Origin of the sequence: Rhizobium sp. BK312 (assembly GCF_014193605.1) — a bacterium.
GTDB lineage: Bacteria > Pseudomonadota > Alphaproteobacteria > Rhizobiales > Rhizobiaceae > Rhizobium.
On the sequence record NZ_JACHZP010000003.1, the window covers coordinates 750,209 to 766,868 of the forward strand.

Genomic DNA, 16,660 nt, shown 5'->3' on the forward strand with positions numbered 1-16,660 from the left:
CCCCGGTGCGAAGGTTGCGTGCCTCTAGATGTGGAAACGCCGCGATTTTGGCATTTTTGCGCCGCTCAGCAGCTCGTCTTGCCGCAACTGCGAACGTTGGCGATCTTCTCCTTGATGGCATCGAGGCCAACCGCGCCGGAAATCATCTCGTTGCCGATGACGTAGGCGGGTGTGCCGTTGACGCCGAGATCGGTAGCAAGCTGATAGGTGGCCTTGATCATGGCGGTATTCGGCGCTTTTGCCATTTCGGCGCGGATGGCCGCTTCGCTGACACCAAGCGAGGTGGCGACATCGATGGCGGTATCTTCGGAAGCGCGGCCGTCGCTGCCAAGAAGCTTGTGATGGAACTCGGCATATTTTTCCGGAGCGAGCAAGCGGAACGCGCTGGAAACCCGGGAGGCTGCTACCGAATCCTGGCCAAGGATCGGGAACTCTTTCAGCACGAAGCGAACATTCTTGTCCTGCTGCAGGAGCTTGTCCATGTCGCCAAGCGCATGCCGGCAATAGGTGCAATTATAGTCGAAGAACTCGACAACGGTGATATCGCCCTTCGGATTGCCGATGGCGACATCATCCTTGGAATTGAAGATCGCGTCCTTGTTCTGTGTGATCACCTGCGACGACTGTGCGATCCGGGCTTCGTCCTGCTTCTTTTCGAGCGCGGCCTGCGCATCCAGCAGCACCTCCGGATGCTCGACGAGATACTCCTTGATGAAATCCCCGATTTCCTTCTTCTGCTGGTCGTCCAGCGCCGCGGCCGGCTGGATTGTGGCGAAGGATGCTGTCAGGGCAATCGCCGAAACCGTCAGCAGGCTTTTGAGAGAAAAGGTCATTGGGTCCTCGTTTGGATCTGATCGGAGACGTCATTCTCGGATGCGCCATAGCATCGTCGGGTTAACATCCGCAAATAGGCATCGACAATTTACGGTGCGTCCTTATTTCCAGAAACAGGAATTTTCACGACAAAGCCGCAATCGCAGGATTGTGAACGAGCCGATATTGCGGCAAATGTCGCTTGCCTATCCGATCCGAGAGAGAATTGACCTTGTTTTCCCTATCCAAGCGCAGCGACGTCGAACCCTTCCATGCCATGGACGTACTGGCGGAAGCGACGCGGAGACGCCAAGCCGGACATGCGGTCATTTCCATGGCTGTCGGACAGCCGTCTCATCCCGCACCTCAGGCGGCGTTGGAGGCTGCGCGTGCGGCTCTCGGCCATGGCCGCATCGGCTATACGGATGCGCTCGGCACTCTAGCCCTGCGGCAGGCACTCTCCACCCATTACCAGGCACACCACGGCCTCAGCATCGATCCGAAGCGCATTGCGATCACGACCGGATCGTCGGCTGGCTTCAACCTTGCCTTTCTGACCTTGTTCGATGCCGGTGACAGTGTCGCCATCGCACGACCGGGCTATCCGGCCTATCGCAACATCCTTGCCGCACTCGGTCTCGATGTCGTCGAGGTTCCGGTCACCGAGGAGACGCAGTTTACACTCACGCCCGAGAGCTTGGAGGCAGCACAAGCGGCGAGCGGCAAGCGCCTAAAGGGCGTACTGCTGGCAAGCCCCGCCAATCCCACAGGCACGGTAACGGGCAGGGCGGCTCTGAAAGCGCTGGCTGACTATTGTGCGGATCACTCCATCGCCTTCATCTCCGATGAAATCTATCACGGGCTGACCTTCGTCGGCGAGGAGACGAGCGCGCTGGAACTGACGGACGAGGCGATCGTCATCAATTCCTTCTCGAAATATTATTGCATGACCGGCTGGCGCATCGGCTGGATGGTCTTGCCGGAGCGGCTGGTCCGCCCCATCGAACGTGTGGCCCAGAGCCTTTATATCTCCGCGCCGGAATTGTCGCAGATCGCCGCCGAGGCTGCGCTCGGCGCAGGTGCCGAATTAGATGTCTATCGCGAGAGTTATGGCCGCAACCGCGATTTCCTCATGCGCCGGCTGCCGGAAATCGGCTTTCACATTGCCTCGCCCATGGATGGCGCTTTCTACGCCTATGTCGATGTCAGCCGCTTCACGAACGACAGCATGGTCTTCGCGCAAAAGATGCTGGCGGAAATCAATGTTGCCGCTACGCCCGGCCTCGATTTCGATCCCGTGGAAGGACATCGCGCGATGCGTTTCTCCTATGCCGGCTCGAATGCCGAGATCGAGGAAGCCACCGAACGCATGGCGGCCTGGCTGAAATAGAATCCGCAATCAATAGCTTGTGCGAGCTTGCGAAAGTGCTTTCGCAAGTCGAAGAGCTGTACGCTTTGGCCTCGATCTGTTCAGTGCTTGGGCATGACTGACGAATAAATCGTGCAACGGAAACGAAAAATCCGGCCGCGTCGCCACGGCCGGATTTTTGTCAAATTATTCTCAGTCGGTCTTCTTAAAAGAAGCCGCGGCGCTGCCACCAGCCGGCCTTCTTCGGTTTCGTCGACTCTCCGTCGCTCTCGCCACCTTCATTGGTGCGAGTGGATTTTACCACTGGAGCAGAGGAGGAAACGTTCGATTCGCGATTGGCTCGGGCCGGCTTGGCTGCATCCTCAGTCGCTTCGGGCGTTGCCGCTTCCGCCGAATTGTCCAAAGCTTCGGTGGTCTCGGCGACCGCTTCGATTTCGACATCCGCTGCCGGCGCTTCGTCGACCGCGGGCGTCTCGACCGGCGATGCCTCGATGGCCTTTGCCTTGCGACGACCGCGGCCCTTGGCGGGCTTGACGTCTTCGGTGACGACGGCTGCGGTTTCGACCGCTGCCATGGCGGGCTGCGCCTCGACGGCAGCTTCGCCTTCGGCGACCGCGATCTCGGCCACCGTTACGGTTGCTTCGTCGCCGTCCTCGGCATCATTCTCATCAGCTTCGCCGGAACCGGTTTCCTCGCCTGCAGCGGTCTGTTCGTTGCCTTCGTTTTCACGATTACGCCGGCCACCACGCTTGCCGCGGCGGCGGCGCTTACGCTTCTGCTGCGCGTCATCGTCGCCGCCAGCGGATGCGGCATTATCTGCGCCGGCATCATCCTCGTCATCGTCGCCTTCGTCTCCATCATCGGCGATATCGGCCGTGGAGCCATCTTCGGAAGCAGGAGCGGCTTGGTTATCATTGCCGCGGCCACGACGCCGACGACGGCGCTTGCGCTTGCGGTTGCCATCATTGCTTTCAGAGCGAGCGGCAGGCTGCTGCTCGGCGCTTGCAGCCTTTTCTTCCAACTCTTCGTCTTCATCCTCATCGGCTTCGATGACGATATCGTCGTCATCATCGTCCGGGATGGCTGCGAAGTTGAACAGGCTTTCGATCTTCACCGGATTGGCGACCGGCTCGCCACGGTCGATCGCGAAGTGCTGCGTGCCAACGGCGTTGTCGGCATCGATGAGGATCGCGACGCCGAAGCGGCTTTCGTAATCGATGATCGTCTGGCGCTTGTGGTTGAGCAGATAGAGCGCAATGTCTGGCGTCGTGCGCACGGTGATGTCGTGCGTCGTATTCTTGAGCAGATATTCCTCGATGCCGCGCAGGACATGCAGGGCAACGGAAGACTGCGAGCGGACGTGACCCGTGCCGCCGCAATGCGAGCAGATCTGCGTCGTGCTTTCGAGAACCGAAGCGCGGATGCGCTGGCGCGACATTTCCAGAAGGCCGAAATGCGAGATGCGGCCGACCTGGATGCGGGCGCGGTCATTCTTCAGGCATTCCTTCAGCTTCTTCTCGACGGCGCGATTGTTGCGCTTTTCTTCCATGTCGATGAAGTCGATGACGATCAGGCCGGCAAGGTCGCGCAGGCGAAGCTGGCGAGCCACTTCGTCGGCTGCTTCGAGGTTCGTCTGGAGCGCGGTGTCCTCGATCGAATGTTCGCGGGTCGAGCGGCCGGAGTTGACGTCGATCGAAACCAGCGCTTCCGTCTGGTTCATGATCAGGTAGCCGCCGGACTTCAGCGTAACCTGTGGCTGCAGCATGCGGTCGAGCTGCGCTTCGATGCCGGAACGCGAGAAGATCGGATGGATGTCGCGGTACGGCTGAACCACCTTGGCGTGGCTCGGCATCAGCATCTTCATGAAGTCTTTCGCTTCACGATAGCCTTCCTCGCCGGAGACGATGATCTCGCTGATATCCTTGTTGTAGAGGTCGCGGATCGAGCGCTTGATCAGGCTGCCTTCTTCGTAAACGAGGCAAGGAGCCGTCGATGCCAGCGTCAGGGTGCGGACGTTTTCCCACAGGCGCATCAGATATTCGAAATCGCGCTTGACCTCGACCTTGGTGCGGTTGGCACCGGCAGTACGCAGGATGACGCCCATGCCCTGCGGCACTTCGAGCATCTTGGCGATTTCCTTCAGGCGCTTGCGGTCCTGCGGATTGGTGATCTTGCGGGAGATGCCGCCGCCGCGCGCCGTGTTCGGCATGAGAACCGAATAGCGGCCTGCGAGCGAAAGATAGGTGGTGAGTGCCGCACCCTTGTTGCCGCGCTCTTCCTTCGCCACCTGAACCAGTAGAATCTGGCGGCGCTTGATGACTTCCTGGATACGGTATTGCTTGCGCGGCTTGCGCTGGGCCCGATCGGGAACTTCTTCCATCGCGTCTTCGGCGCCGACGGATTCGATCACTTCCTCTTCATGGTCATCATCATCGTCGTCGTCATCGCGGCGACGCTTGGAGGTCGCGACGTCTTCCGAGATCGAATCGGTTTCAACCATCGCCGCCATTTCGCCCGACGGTCCTTCTTCGTCCTCGCTCGGCGCATCGACTGCGTCCGTCGCTTCAGGGGCGGGGGCTTCTTCAACTGCGGCCTTCTTGCGGCTGCGGCGCGGCTTTGCCTTCTTGGCAGGCGCTGCCTTTTCGGTGGCTTCGACAGCCTCCGAAGCAGGAGTCTCTTCCGCGATTGCGGCCGGCACTGCGGCCTCTTCGGCCTGCGCCGGGACAATGCCGATATCGGGTTGTTCCTGCTGTGAAAGATCGAGCGCCGTTTCGACATGCTCGACGTCGTCGTCGCGGCGATGCTCTTCGGCCTCAGCCTTCAAAAGCGCCTGCCGGTCGGCCAACGGGATCTGGTAGTAATCGGGATGGATTTCCGCAAAGGCCAGGAAGCCGTGCCGGTTGCCGCCGTAGTCAACGAAAGCGGCCTGAAGCGAGGGCTCGACCCTCGTTACCTTTGCAAGATAGATGTTGCCGCGGATCTGCTTCTTGTGCTGGGACTCGAAGTCAAATTCTTCTATGCGGTTCCCGCGAACGACAACGACGCGCGTCTCTTCCTCGTGAGACGCATCGATAAGCATTTTGTCTGCCATGAAAGCTGTGCTCCTCGGCGCAGACAGTCGGACGGGGGCCTGCCTGTCACTGGGACAGGCCGGATGTGATCCGCAATTGTTGCGCCGGATAATGAAAGTCGCGATTGGTTCGGCGATGACAGCATCCAGACGGCAGCCCGGGCATCACATCCCTGGGGTCTGTTGACTTTCTGAAAAAGCTGCTGCGGTAACATCCGTAACCAAGCGAGATCAACTATGCCTTAGACCCACAAATGGGTCCGATGAAGGTGCTCTCTAAAGAGCGTTTGGTGGCTCTCCACCGATGAATTTCCCGTTTGAAGCCGGAAATTCAGATATCCACTGTTTCGAGCAGAAGTACTGCAGACGGCGGATGAATGCCGCTTATTGGCGCCTGGTACTCGAGGCGGCTGCCTTTGCGACGACTCTATCCCGTCAACACTTCTACCCTAATATGCGTTGTATGTTTTATCTGTCACAATAGCAAGGGAAAAGCCAAGTATGCCATAATATTGATGGATTCGTCGGATGATGAGGACGCGGGAGGATGTCTTGTCGATTCGTCTCCCGGCGCATCACCGATGCAGCCATCAGGTCAAACCTGGTTCCCGTTATTGGCACTTCAAAAACAACGCCGAAACCAATATGGGGCGCGTTGGGCACTTGGTAAAGGGATTGCGGCATGTGGCGGAGAGTGGCGTGAGGGCTTTGCGATTTGCGGCAGCGGCCTTTGCTCTGGTAATTCTCGTTTCGGTTTCTGCATTTGCGCCCGTAGCGGCGGCGGATGCTTCTGTGCTTGCCTATGGCGCCCGCATCGCCGGTGACGATGCCCGCACGCGTATCGTCATCGACATGGACCGGGCTCCCACCTTCACGGTTCACTACCTTGACAATCCCGTCCGCATCGTCGTCGATCTCCCATCAACTGCATTCGGCTTCCCCGCTGGCAGTCTCAAGCCGACCGGCCTCTTCAAGGATATTCGCTACGGCACGATGGATGCGGACAGCGCCCGTATCGTGCTGACGGCAAAGAAACCGGTTAAGCTGGTCACGGCCAAGGTTCAGGCCGATGAGAGCGGCAAGGGGCAGCGCCTCGTGCTGGATGCCGAGATGCTGCCTGCCGAACAATTTGCCGAGCTCGTAAACAAGCAGAGCTGGACGAGCGACGATACCGCCAAGGACGTCGGTCCGGTCGAGCCGGCGCAGAAAGCCGATCCGAATGTCTTCCTCGTTGCGGTCGATGCCGGTCACGGCGGTATCGATGCCGGCGCGACCGGCACGGACGGCGTCACGCAGGAAAAGGACATTACGCTCGCATTTGCGAAGATGTTTGCCGACAAGCTGAATGCGCAGCCCGGCATCAAGGCCTTCCTGACGCGCGATAAGGATCAATATCTCTCGCTGTCCGAACGCGTGACCATCGCCCGGCAAAATCGCGCTTCGCTCTTCATCTCGCTCCATGCCGATACGCTGAAGCAGAAGGATATCCGCGGCGCGACCGTATATACCATCTCGGACAAGGCATCGGACCGTCTTGCCGGCGAGGTGGCCGATCGTGAAAACAATTCCGATCAGATCGCCGGTGCCGAAACACAGGCGCAGCCCGCCGCCGTCAATGATATTCTCATGGATCTGACACGCCGCGAAACGCAAGCCTTCTCCATATCGCTGGCGCAGGACGTGCTGTCTTCGTTCAACGGGCAGATCGCCATGATCAACAATCCGCATCGCCATGCGGGTTTCCAGGTGCTGACCGCGCCCGACGTGCCCTCGATCCTGCTCGAGCTCGGTTTTCTCTCCAACAAGGAGGATGAAAAGCTGCTGCTCGATGCCAATTGGCGGGAGAAGGTCGCCGATCGTTTGACGGAGGCGGTGGAGCAGTATCGCGTGGCCATCATCGCCAATGGCGGCTGATGGCTTCGGATTGGACGATCCGTCGTGGCTTCCATGTAACAGCGATGTACTTTAGGACTGGACGAAATTGGAATGCTGGCGTTGGGCCCTATTTTGCTCACATTCCCGCCGTTACAGCGAAGTATCATTTGCTCGCGTATGAAGCACGGCTTTGTCCCATTGCCGTCTTGCATTCACGCCGCGAGCGTGCAAAACGCCCGTGATTATGCGATGATCTCGCGCACGTGCCGCATGAAGAACAAGCACCGGTAGTATCAGATGATCAGACTGATTGGATATTTCTTTGGCCTAGGCTGCCTCCTGTTTCTGGGTGTGGCGGCTGCGGCTGCCATCTATCTGAGCGTGGTCTCGAAGGAACTGCCCGATTACGAGGTGCTTGCCAAATACGCGCCGCCGGTCACGACGCGCATCCACGCCGGCAACGGCGCGCTGATGAAGGAATATTCGCGCGAGAACCGGCTTTTCGTGCCGATCCAGGCCATTCCCGATCGCGTCAAGGCGGCTTTCCTTTCGGCGGAAGACAAGAATTTCTACAACCATCCCGGCGTCGATGTCGGCGGTCTTATCCGCGCCGTGGCCGTGAATCTGCAGAATATCGGTTCCGGCCGCCGCTTCGTCGGCGCGTCCACCATCACGCAGCAGGTCGCCAAGAACTTCCTGCTGTCCGCCGACCAGACTTTCGACCGCAAGATCAAAGAAGCGATTCTCTCCTTCCGCATCGAGCAGGCCTACAGCAAGGACAAGATCCTCGAGCTTTATCTGAACGAAATCTATTTCGGCCTGAATTCCTACGGCATCGCCGGCGCTGCTCTCACCTATTTCGACAAGTCGGTCAACGAACTGACCATCGCCGAATCGGCCTATCTGGCATCGCTCCCCAAGGGTCCGTCGAACTATAATCCCTTCCGCCGCGCCGAAGCAGCGCTCACCCGCCGCAACTGGGTGATCGATCGCATGGTCGAGAATGGCTATGTCAGCCAGAGCGACGGTGAAGAGGCGAAGAAGCAGCCGCTCGGCGTCGTGCCGCCGAAGAGCGGCCCGTCGCTCTTCGCGTCCGACTATTTTGCCGAGGAAGTTCGCCGCCAGTTGATCGACCAATATGGCGAGAAGACCCTCTACGAAGGTGGCCTTTCCGTTCGTACGTCGCTCGATCCGCAGATGCAGCTCGAAGCTCGCAAGGCCCTTCAGGATGGTCTGATCGATTATGACGAGCGCCGCGGCTATCGCGGCCCGCTCAAGCAGATTGCCACCTCACAGGATTGGGGCGTCGAGCTCGCGAAGGTTCCAAGCCTGAGCGACGTGCCGGAATGGCGGGTCGCCGTCGTCCTTTCCGTATCGGATCAAGGCGTTGATATCGGCCTGCAGCCGCGCGTCGATGCCGCCGGCAAGGTATCGACGGAGCGGACACGCGGCACGATCTCCCCCGCCGACATGCGCTGGGCCTATCGCTCGGCCGGCGGCAAGTCGGCCAAATCGCCGAGCGGCGTATTGAGCCCCGGTGATGTGATTTACGTGCAAAAGACCGGTAATGCCGATTCGAGCAGCTACCGTCTGCGCCAGCCGCCGAAGGTGCAGGGCGGTCTCGTTGCCATGGACCCGCATACCGGCCGCGTACTCGCCATGGTCGGCGGCTTCTCCTACGCGCAGTCCGAATTCAACCGTGCCACCCAGGCCAAGCGGCAGCCCGGTTCGTCGTTCAAGCCTTTCGTCTACGCGGCCGCCATGGATAATGGCTATACACCGGCCTCCGTCATTCTGGACGACCCGCTGCAGATCACGCTGAGCAATGGCGATGTCTGGAAGCCGACGAACTACGAAGGCGAGGGTGGTGGCGTTCATACGCTTCGTTTCGCCATCGAACACTCGCGCAACCTCATGACGGTGCGTCTCGCTTCCGATATGGGCATGCCGTTGGTTGCCGAATATGCCGAGCGCTTCGGTATCTACGACCATATGAACCCCGTGCTTGCCATGTCGCTCGGCGCCGGCGAAACGACGGTGCTGCGCATGGTTTCGGCCTATTCGGTCATGGCCAATGGTGGCAAACAGATCAAGCCGACGCTCATCGACCGCATCCAGGACCGTTACGGCAAGACCATCTTCAAGCATGAGGAACGCGTCTGCGACAGTTGCAACGTTAGCGCCTGGCAGAATCAGGACGAGCCTGTCATCGCCGACAATCGCGAGCAGGTGCTCGATCCGATGACGGCCTATCAGGTCACGTCGATGATGCAGGGCGTCATCATCCGCGGCACGGCCGCCGGCAAGATCAAGCTCAATACCGATGTCGCCGGCAAGACCGGCACCACCAATGATGAGAAGGATGCCTGGTTCGTCGGCTACACGCCGAGCCTCGTCGCCGGCCTTTACATCGGCTACGATACGCCAGCCACGCTCGGCCGCGGTGGCACCGGCGGCGCCCTTGCCGCGCCGATCTTCAACGAGTTCATGCAGGCCGCCACGAAGGATGAGGCGCCTGAGAAGTTCCAGGTTCCGGCCGGCATGACGATGGTTGCGGTCAACCGCGCGACCGGCATGGCCGCACAGCCCGGCGAGCCGAATGCCATTATGGAAGCCTTCAAGCCCGGCACCGGCCCGGCTACCAGCCTGCAGGTCATCGGCGGCGGCGATGCCGCTGCGCAGGTTGCGCCTGAGGAAATCCTCAGGACTTCGCCGCAGGCGAACCAGGCGGTTACCTCCGGATCCGGCGGTCTCTTCTGATCCGACCCTATTTGTCTGATCGACATGCCGCGGGGCTTTACACCAGCGGCATGTATATCTATGTCACCAGCACTCTTTGAATTGGATGACCGCTTGTCTTGAGCGGTGAAATGAAGAAGTGGGACTATGCGAGCCGAAATCGAGAAAGTAGTCGATGAAACCAAGCAGGCTATCACCCTGCTGAGGAGGCATCTTTGACTGGGACCAGGCGGTAAGACGACTGGACTGGTTGAATAACAAGTCAGAGGATCCGACCCTCTGGAACGACGCTGCTGAGGCGCAGAAGCTGATGCGCGAGCGTCAGCAGCTTGACGATGGCATTAGTGGCGTGCGCGCGCTGGAGCAGCAGCTTGCCGACAATGTCGAACTGATCGAACTGGGCGAAGAAGAGGGCGACGCCGATGTCGTCCGCGAGGCTGAAGAAGCGCTCAAGGCCTTGAAGGCGGAAGCCGCGCGACGGCAGGTGGAAGCCATGCTGTCGGGCGAGGCTGACTCGAACGATACCTACCTCGAAGTCCACTCCGGCGCCGGCGGCACCGAGAGCCAGGACTGGGCGAACATGCTTCTGCGCATGTATACCCGCTGGGCCGAACGCCAGCGCTTCAAGGTGGAGCTGCTGGAAGTCCATGACGGCGAAGAAGCCGGCATCAAGTCTGCAACGCTGCTCGTCAAGGGCCACAATGCCTATGGCTGGCTGAAGACCGAATCGGGCGTGCATCGCCTCGTGCGCATTTCGCCCTATGACAGCAACGCGCGCCGTCACACGTCATTCTCGTCGATCTGGGTCTACCCGGTCGTTGACGACTCGATCCAGATCGAGATCAACGAAAGCGATTGCCGCATCGATACCTACCGCTCGTCGGGCGCCGGCGGTCAGCACGTCAACACGACCGATTCGGCCGTACGTATCACGCACATACCGACCGGGATCGTCGTGCAATGCCAGCAGGAACGCTCGCAGCACAAGAACCGCGCCAAGGCGTGGGACATGCTGCGCGCCCGCATGTACGAAGCTGAGTTGATGAAGCGGGAAGAGGCGGCCAATGCCGAAGCCGCCTCCAAGACGGATATCGGCTGGGGTCATCAGATCCGCTCCTATGTTCTGCAGCCCTACCAGCTGGTGAAGGATCTGCGTACCGGCGTTTCCAGCACGGCGCCGAGCGACGTTCTGGACGGTGATCTCAACGAGTTCATGGAAGCAGCCTTAGCGCATCGCATCAGCGGTGCTGCCGATGCGGTCGTCGACGACGTCGAATAAGGTCGCATCCGTTCATGCATAGAAAAAAGCCCCGGAGACGGGGCTTTTTTCATGGTGCATACTGGCCCGCTGCTTCCAGCCTTTTGGGCCTGATGCAGATAGCTCGGTCAATCCGAAAACTGTTCCGCCAGGATCCTGTCCGACCATGACCTGTCCGGATCGGAGAGAATGCGGGCCGTCGTATCCTCGCTCTGGCGAATCTGAATGCCGAGAACCGATTTGACTTCGGTATTGTCTGCGGCGGCATTGACGGGGCGCTTCTCCGCCTCAAGCACGGTGATGTCGACCGTCACTCTGTTGGGAAGGAGCGCGCCGCGCCAGCGGCGGGGGCGGAAGGCGCTGACGGGCGTCATGGCAAGCAGCGGCGCTTCCAGCGGCAGGATCGGGCCATGGGCGGAAAGATTGTAAGCGGTGGAGCCCGCCGGCGTCGTCACCATCAGCCCGTCGCAGATCAGTTCCGGCAGGCGAACCCGCCCGTCGATCTCCACCTTAAGCTTTGCCGTCTGATAGGATTGACGAAACAGCGACACTTCATTGATGGCGAGCGCGACGCAGGAGCTGCCGTCGGCATTGCGTGTGGTCATCTGCAGGGGGTGAAACGCGTTTTCGACGGCTGCTTCGATGCGCTCGGCCAAACCGTCCGTGCGGTAATCGTTCATCAGGAAGCCGATGGAGCCGCGATTCATCCCATAGACGCGTTTGCCGGTATTCATCGTCTTGTGCAGCGTCTGCAGCATGAAACCATCGCCGCCGAGAGCCACGACAATATCCGCATCTTCCTGCGATGTCTGGCCGTAGAGGCCAATAAGCTCTTCCTGCGCCGCTTGAGCCTCTGGCGCGGTGGAGGCGAGAAAACAAACGGATTGAAGATTGCGCGACATGCAATGTCCTCTGAATAGCGATTCTTCGTAATGTCATTCCCTTGTCGCGACAAGACGTTTCGCGCGAACTGGTGAATCGGTCGATCCCCAGCTTTAACGTGGATCGACCGATTTTCCCTTTACAGGATTTCAAAGTCTGTTATTTGGCATGCCCATACGCCCTTGTAGCTCAGTTGGTAGAGCACCTGATTTGTAATCAGGGGGTCGCGGGTTCGAACCCTGCCGGGGGCACCATTTTTTCCTGAATATTGTCGATCGTTTCATCTCCGGTATGGAAAACCGGCGACAACGACATAATATCTCGTTGCTAACGGGCTCCGAACGCTCGTAACAGTCATCAATCCTATATTCATGTACCTGGAACCCTATGCCGAGCAAGCCCAAGAAGCCTAACCTCGAACACTCCGAGCTTTCGGGTGAATTCACCGACGATGGCGTGACCGTCCTGGTCGATATCTTTCGCCCGGCCGGCACCAATGCCGACTGGCGGATGGAGGTCATCACGCCGGAAGAGGATCTAATCGAATGGGAAGAGCCCTTCGCGACCGATCGCGAGGCATTCGACGAGTTCCTGGCGACGATCGCGCGCGATGGCATCAGGTCGTTCTTCGACGAAGCGGACCCTGCGATACACTGATCACCTATCCGCGCATTGGCGGCGCAAGGTGCGCGGAAAGAGCAGCCTCCGGAAGGGGTCCCGGCTTCGCATGAAGGCGGTCGCCGACATCAGAAATGTGGCTATGTTGGCGATACGGCGGGCTGCGGCCGGGCTCTGCTTATTTGCGTACCAGCAGCAACGGCTCGCCTTCCTCTTCTTCGGACTTCTGGAAGCTGCCGTCGGGCTTCATATCGAAGGAGAGCGAGGAGCCGTCATTGCCCAGCATGACAAGTCCGAACCCTTCTGTCGCCCACAGGGAAAGCTTGAGGTCACCGACTTCGCCGGCGCAATCACCGCTCGGCGACATCTTGGAGGTGCCGTCCTGATCCTTATCGGTTGTGAGCGTGATATCGCAGATGGGCTTGCCGTCCGGCGTCTGGATGCGCCACGCGCCTGCAAGGCTTTCGGTAGTCGGCACGTGATCGACATCGCCGATCGCCGGCAGCAGCCAGGTCCGATCGCCGCCTTCGCTTTCCCACGGCGAGCCTTCCTCCTGCTGGAAGCGCATGAGCGGCTTGCCCCCACCGTCCGCGATCGCCACCGCGCCATCATCGGTGAAATTCCAGATCTTGGCCGCGGTAAGGGCGGGGAGCGGCGTCGCACATGCATCCGCCCCTGTAATCTCGTAGCCGCCGGAGACCGCATTCGTCCCGAAGGTGAGGCGGCAGCCCTTGGCGCCGCTTTCCGGCGCAACCAGCCAGACGCCTGCTTGCGCCTGGATCATTTCGTCATCGGCGGCGCGCGCCGGCTGGACTATGGTCAAAGCAAGGGCGGCGGCAACCGCCGCGGGACCAAGAAGACGGATCAAAGCAAATTCTCCCAACGTGCTGCGGCCGCCAAGGGCGCCACTATGATTTGAGATAGGACCGCGTCGCATATAGCGCGATCGCGGCAGCATTCGAGACATTGAGCGACTTGATGGCGCCGGGCATATCGAGCCGAGCGAGCGCATTCACCGTCTCCCGTGTCTTCTGGCGCAGACCCTTGCCCTCGGAGCCGAGCACGAGGGCGATCTTGTCACCGCTGAAGGTGCCTTCCAGCGGTGCCGGACCTTCCGAATCAAGCCCGATGGTCGTGAAGCCGAGCCGGTGCAGCTCGCCGAGCGCATCGGCGAGATTGGTGATCTGTATATAAGGTATGAGTTCCAACGCGCCCGAGGCCGATTTTGCCATCACGCCTGATTCGGTCGGGCTGTGGCGCTGTGTCGTGATGACGGCACCCGCATCGAAAGCGACGGCCGAGCGCATGATGGCGCCGACATTGTGCGGGTCCGTCACCTGATCGAGGACCAGGAGCAACGGGCTGTCCTTCAATGCCTCGAGACGGCGCACGGGCAGGGGGCGCGTTTCCAACATGACGCCTTGGTGAATCGCTTCCGGGCCGAGCACCTTATCGATATCCTGCGGCGAGACGATCTCGACGGGAATGCCGAGTTGGTCGGCCGGGCCTACCTCAAGCCGCACCAGCGCATTCTGCGTCGTGGACAGCTTGACGTTCTTGCGTTGTGGATTGCTGAGCGCCGCCCGAACCGTATGCAGGCCATAGAGAAAGACCTGGTCGGGTGCGAGCGCCGGCGGCTTCCAATCGTCCGCACCAGTCTTCTTGCGCTTCTGCGGCGTCGGCGTCGGGATTTCGCCGCGCTCGCGCTTGGCATCGCGATGCGCGCGACGCAGAGTGGCGTAATGCGTGTCTTTGGCCGACTTGTCGTCGGAGGTGCTGTCTGGGCCGGAGCGGCCGGAAATTTTATCTTTGCTCATGCGGCTTTATAACCAGCGCGTCCGCAAGCGCCTAGCCTCTTTCAGTGCCGGGCTTTTCCCACAGGCTGAAATTTTTTTGTCATTTTTGGCAATTCCTTGTGTTGACAGACGGAAGTGGTCCGGCCATATACGCGGCGCAGATCACGGCGGCGACGCCACGGTCTGACAAGCTTGGTCGCAAGATCCAGTCGGAATACTGGAGGGATGCCCGAGTGGTTAAAGGGGACGGACTGTAAATCCGTTGGCTCAGCCTACGTTGGTTCAAATCCAACTCCCTCCACCATTCCGTGCCGGATCTTGACCATCCCGCGGGTATAGCTCAATGGTAGAGCAGCAGCCTTCCAAGCTGAATACGCGGGTTCGATTCCCGCTACCCGCTCCAAGAATTTCAATTTGTTAGCATCTTCATCGTTCTTCGTTACAGCGAAGAGGATATTGTGCCTTGCATGCTTGTCGGTCCTGATGGCGGCTTCGGTCTCGGCGTGTCTCACCGGCGTATTGGCTTCGGTCTTTGCATATTTGACATGAAGGGTTGCTTATATTTGCGCGAGCGATACATATTGCTCAGGCAACCGAAACGGGAGAGCGCAAATGGGTATCTTCGACAAGATCAAGGGTGCAATCTGGGGACAGGCAAAGGCTGCCGAGGCTGCTCCGGCACCGTCGACCACCTCCGCAACTGCCAATCCGGCGCCTGCGCCGACGCCGGCTCCTTCAGCGACGACGGCAGCAACCTCGCCTGCCACCAGCGCACCGTCCGCGCCGGTGGATATCGCCTCCATCCTCGATGCTGCTGTCAAGAAAAGCGGCCAGAAGCTCGACTGGAAACATTCGATCGTCGACCTGATGAAGGCGCTTGGCATGGATGCGAGCCTTTCCGAGCGCAAGGAACTGGCGCAGGAGCTTGGCTATACCGGTGATGCCGGCGATTCCGCCAAGATGAACATGTTCCTCCACAAGGCTCTTCTGAAGAAGCTTGCGGACAATGGCGGCAAGGTGCCGGCTGATCTTCTCGACTGATCGCTGCAAAGCTTCGGCGTCTCCGATCGGCTGCGTCGAATGATGCATCGTGACAAGCGACGATTGATTGTGGTTTGATAATTCTGCGCCCTTTCCTGCCGGGAGAGGGCGCTTTGCGTTCGAGATCGTACGAATGCCTACCCCTCTAGCGGCACTGGATTTCTTCTCCGTGTCTCCCTATGTAAGTGCCTGAACCGGCAAATGCTTTTTTGTCTTTCCGGATCGGCCGGCGAACCTTACGCGGCGAAGGAATGTTGATGGCTTTAGATCATCCGCCATCGGCCAGGCTTCGCCCGGAATAGGGCCTGCAATTAAGTCTTGCGCAAATGCGATGAAAGCCTTAAACGGCGGCACTAAACCGGTTCGCCGGGGTCACTCATTACGTTCACAGGAAGCATTCAAATGGCAAAGAGTAAGTTTGAGCGCAATAAGCCGCACGTTAACATCGGTACGATCGGTCACGTTGACCACGGCAAGACGTCCTTGACGGCAGCGATCACGAAGTACTTCGGCGAGTTCAAGGCGTACGACCAGATCGACGCGGCTCCGGAAGAGAAGGCTCGTGGTATCACGATCTCGACGGCCCACGTTGAATACGAGACGCCGAACCGTCACTATGCGCACGTTGACTGCCCCGGCCACGCCGACTACGTCAAGAACATGATCACGGGTGCCGCTCAGATGGACGGCGCGATCCTGGTTTGCTCTGCCGCCGACGGCCCGATGCCGCAGACGCGCGAGCACATCCTGCTCGCCCGCCAGGTTGGCGTTCCGGCGATCGTCGTGTTCCTGAACAAGGTCGACCAGGTTGACGACGCCGAGCTTCTCGAGCTCGTCGAGCTTGAAGTTCGCGAACTTCTGTCGTCCTACGACTTCCCGGGCGACGATATCCCGGTCGTCAAGGGTTCGGCGCTTGCAGCCCTTGAAGATTCGGACAAGAAGATCGGCGAAGACGCGATCCGCGAGCTGATGGCTCAGGTTGACGCCTACATCCCGACGCCTGAGCGTCCGATCGACCAGCCGTTCCTGATGCCGATCGAAGACGTGTTCTCGATCTCCGGCCGTGGTACGGTTGTGACGGGCCGCGTCGAGCGCGGTATCGTCAAGGTTGGTGAAGAAGTCGAGATCGTCGGCATCCGTCCGACGTCGAAGACGACGGTGACCGGCGTTGAAATGTTCCGCAAGCTGCTCGACCAGGG

General features: G+C 59.7%; 12 protein-coding genes and 3 tRNA genes. 10 read left to right on the forward strand and 5 right to left on the reverse strand.

The annotated features are described in order from the left end of the window. Window positions 1-65 precede the first annotated feature (65 nt). A complete protein-coding gene (locus FHT85_RS12260; protein WP_112337484.1) occupies window positions 66-833 on the reverse strand; it encodes a DsbA family protein in 768 nt (255 codons plus the stop codon). 212 nt (window positions 834-1,045) lie between these two features. Between FHT85_RS12260 and FHT85_RS12265 the strand changes: the two genes are divergently transcribed. Further along, window positions 1,046-2,203: a pyridoxal phosphate-dependent aminotransferase gene (locus FHT85_RS12265; RefSeq protein WP_112410710.1), complete on the forward strand. Its 1,158-nt coding sequence runs from the start codon at window positions 1,046-1,048 to the stop codon at window positions 2,201-2,203. A gap of 184 nt (window positions 2,204-2,387) precedes the next feature. Here the strand turns inward: FHT85_RS12265 and FHT85_RS12270 are convergent, their stop codons facing one another. Continuing rightward, window positions 2,388-5,273 carry a ribonuclease E/G gene (locus tag FHT85_RS12270; protein ID WP_112410570.1) on the reverse strand — a complete coding sequence of 962 codons (2,886 nt, stop codon included), beginning with the start codon at window positions 5,271-5,273 and terminating at the stop codon, window positions 2,388-2,390. A gap of 642 nt (window positions 5,274-5,915) precedes the next feature. Between FHT85_RS12270 and FHT85_RS12275 the strand changes: the two genes are divergently transcribed. The 3 genes from FHT85_RS12275 to prfB all read left to right on the forward strand — a co-directional run bounded on the left by FHT85_RS12275 (window position 5,916) and on the right by prfB (window position 11,145). Beyond that, window positions 5,916-7,166: an N-acetylmuramoyl-L-alanine amidase gene (locus tag FHT85_RS12275; RefSeq protein ID WP_409527328.1), complete on the forward strand. Its 1,251-nt coding sequence runs from the start codon at window positions 5,916-5,918 to the stop codon at window positions 7,164-7,166. A 258-nt stretch (window positions 7,167-7,424) separates the two neighbouring features. Then, window positions 7,425-9,887, forward strand: a complete 2,463-nt coding sequence (locus FHT85_RS12280) for a penicillin-binding protein 1A (RefSeq protein WP_112337481.1) — start codon at window positions 7,425-7,427, stop codon at window positions 9,885-9,887. A 126-nt stretch (window positions 9,888-10,013) separates the two neighbouring features. Then, a protein-coding gene (gene prfB / locus FHT85_RS12285; RefSeq protein ID WP_112410568.1) for a peptide chain release factor 2 occupies window positions 10,014-11,145 on the forward strand; the annotation gives its coding sequence in 2 pieces (ribosomal slippage) (window positions 10,014-10,082 and window positions 10,084-11,145; 1,131 coding nt in all). Between the two features lie 107 nt (window positions 11,146-11,252). Here the strand turns inward: prfB and FHT85_RS12290 are convergent. Then, window positions 11,253-12,026, reverse strand: coding sequence for an NAD kinase (locus tag FHT85_RS12290; RefSeq protein ID WP_112410567.1), 774 nt, complete (start codon window positions 12,024-12,026; stop codon window positions 11,253-11,255). Window positions 12,027-12,184: 158 nt separating this feature from the next. Here FHT85_RS12290 and FHT85_RS12295 point away from each other — a divergent pair. Together FHT85_RS12295 and FHT85_RS12300 are read left to right on the forward strand one after the other, a co-directional pair. Continuing rightward, window positions 12,185-12,260, forward strand: a tRNA-Thr gene (locus FHT85_RS12295). A gap of 133 nt (window positions 12,261-12,393) precedes the next feature. After that, entirely contained in the window at window positions 12,394-12,663 is a 270-nt protein-coding gene (locus FHT85_RS12300) for a hypothetical protein (protein WP_112410566.1), read from the forward strand. 139 nt (window positions 12,664-12,802) lie between these two features. Here FHT85_RS12300 and FHT85_RS12305 read toward each other — a convergent pair whose 3' ends face one another. Continuing rightward, the gene (locus FHT85_RS12305; protein WP_112410565.1) at window positions 12,803-13,492 is read right to left on the reverse strand and encodes an AprI/Inh family metalloprotease inhibitor; all 690 of its coding nucleotides are present in this window, start codon (window positions 13,490-13,492) and stop codon (window positions 12,803-12,805) included. Window positions 13,493-13,532: 40 nt separating this feature from the next. Next, window positions 13,533-14,441 carry a 23S rRNA (guanosine(2251)-2'-O)-methyltransferase RlmB gene (gene rlmB / locus FHT85_RS12310; RefSeq protein WP_112337477.1) on the reverse strand — a complete coding sequence of 303 codons (909 nt, stop codon included), beginning with the start codon at window positions 14,439-14,441 and terminating at the stop codon, window positions 13,533-13,535. Between the two features lie 198 nt (window positions 14,442-14,639). Here rlmB and FHT85_RS12315 point away from each other — a divergent pair. The 4 genes from FHT85_RS12315 to FHT85_RS12330 all read left to right on the forward strand — a co-directional run. Continuing rightward, window positions 14,640-14,724: transfer RNA gene (locus tag FHT85_RS12315), tRNA-Tyr, on the forward strand. Between the two features lie 25 nt (window positions 14,725-14,749). Next, window positions 14,750-14,823 (forward strand) — tRNA-Gly (locus FHT85_RS12320). Between the two features lie 209 nt (window positions 14,824-15,032). Further along, on the forward strand, window positions 15,033-15,461 hold the full coding sequence (locus FHT85_RS12325; RefSeq protein ID WP_112337476.1) for a DUF3597 domain-containing protein: 429 nt from the start codon (window positions 15,033-15,035) through the stop codon (window positions 15,459-15,461). A 402-nt stretch (window positions 15,462-15,863) separates the two neighbouring features. After that, window positions 15,864-16,660, forward strand: a 797-nt coding sequence (locus FHT85_RS12330) for an elongation factor Tu (RefSeq protein WP_183774090.1), incomplete at its 3' end; no start/stop codon positions are given.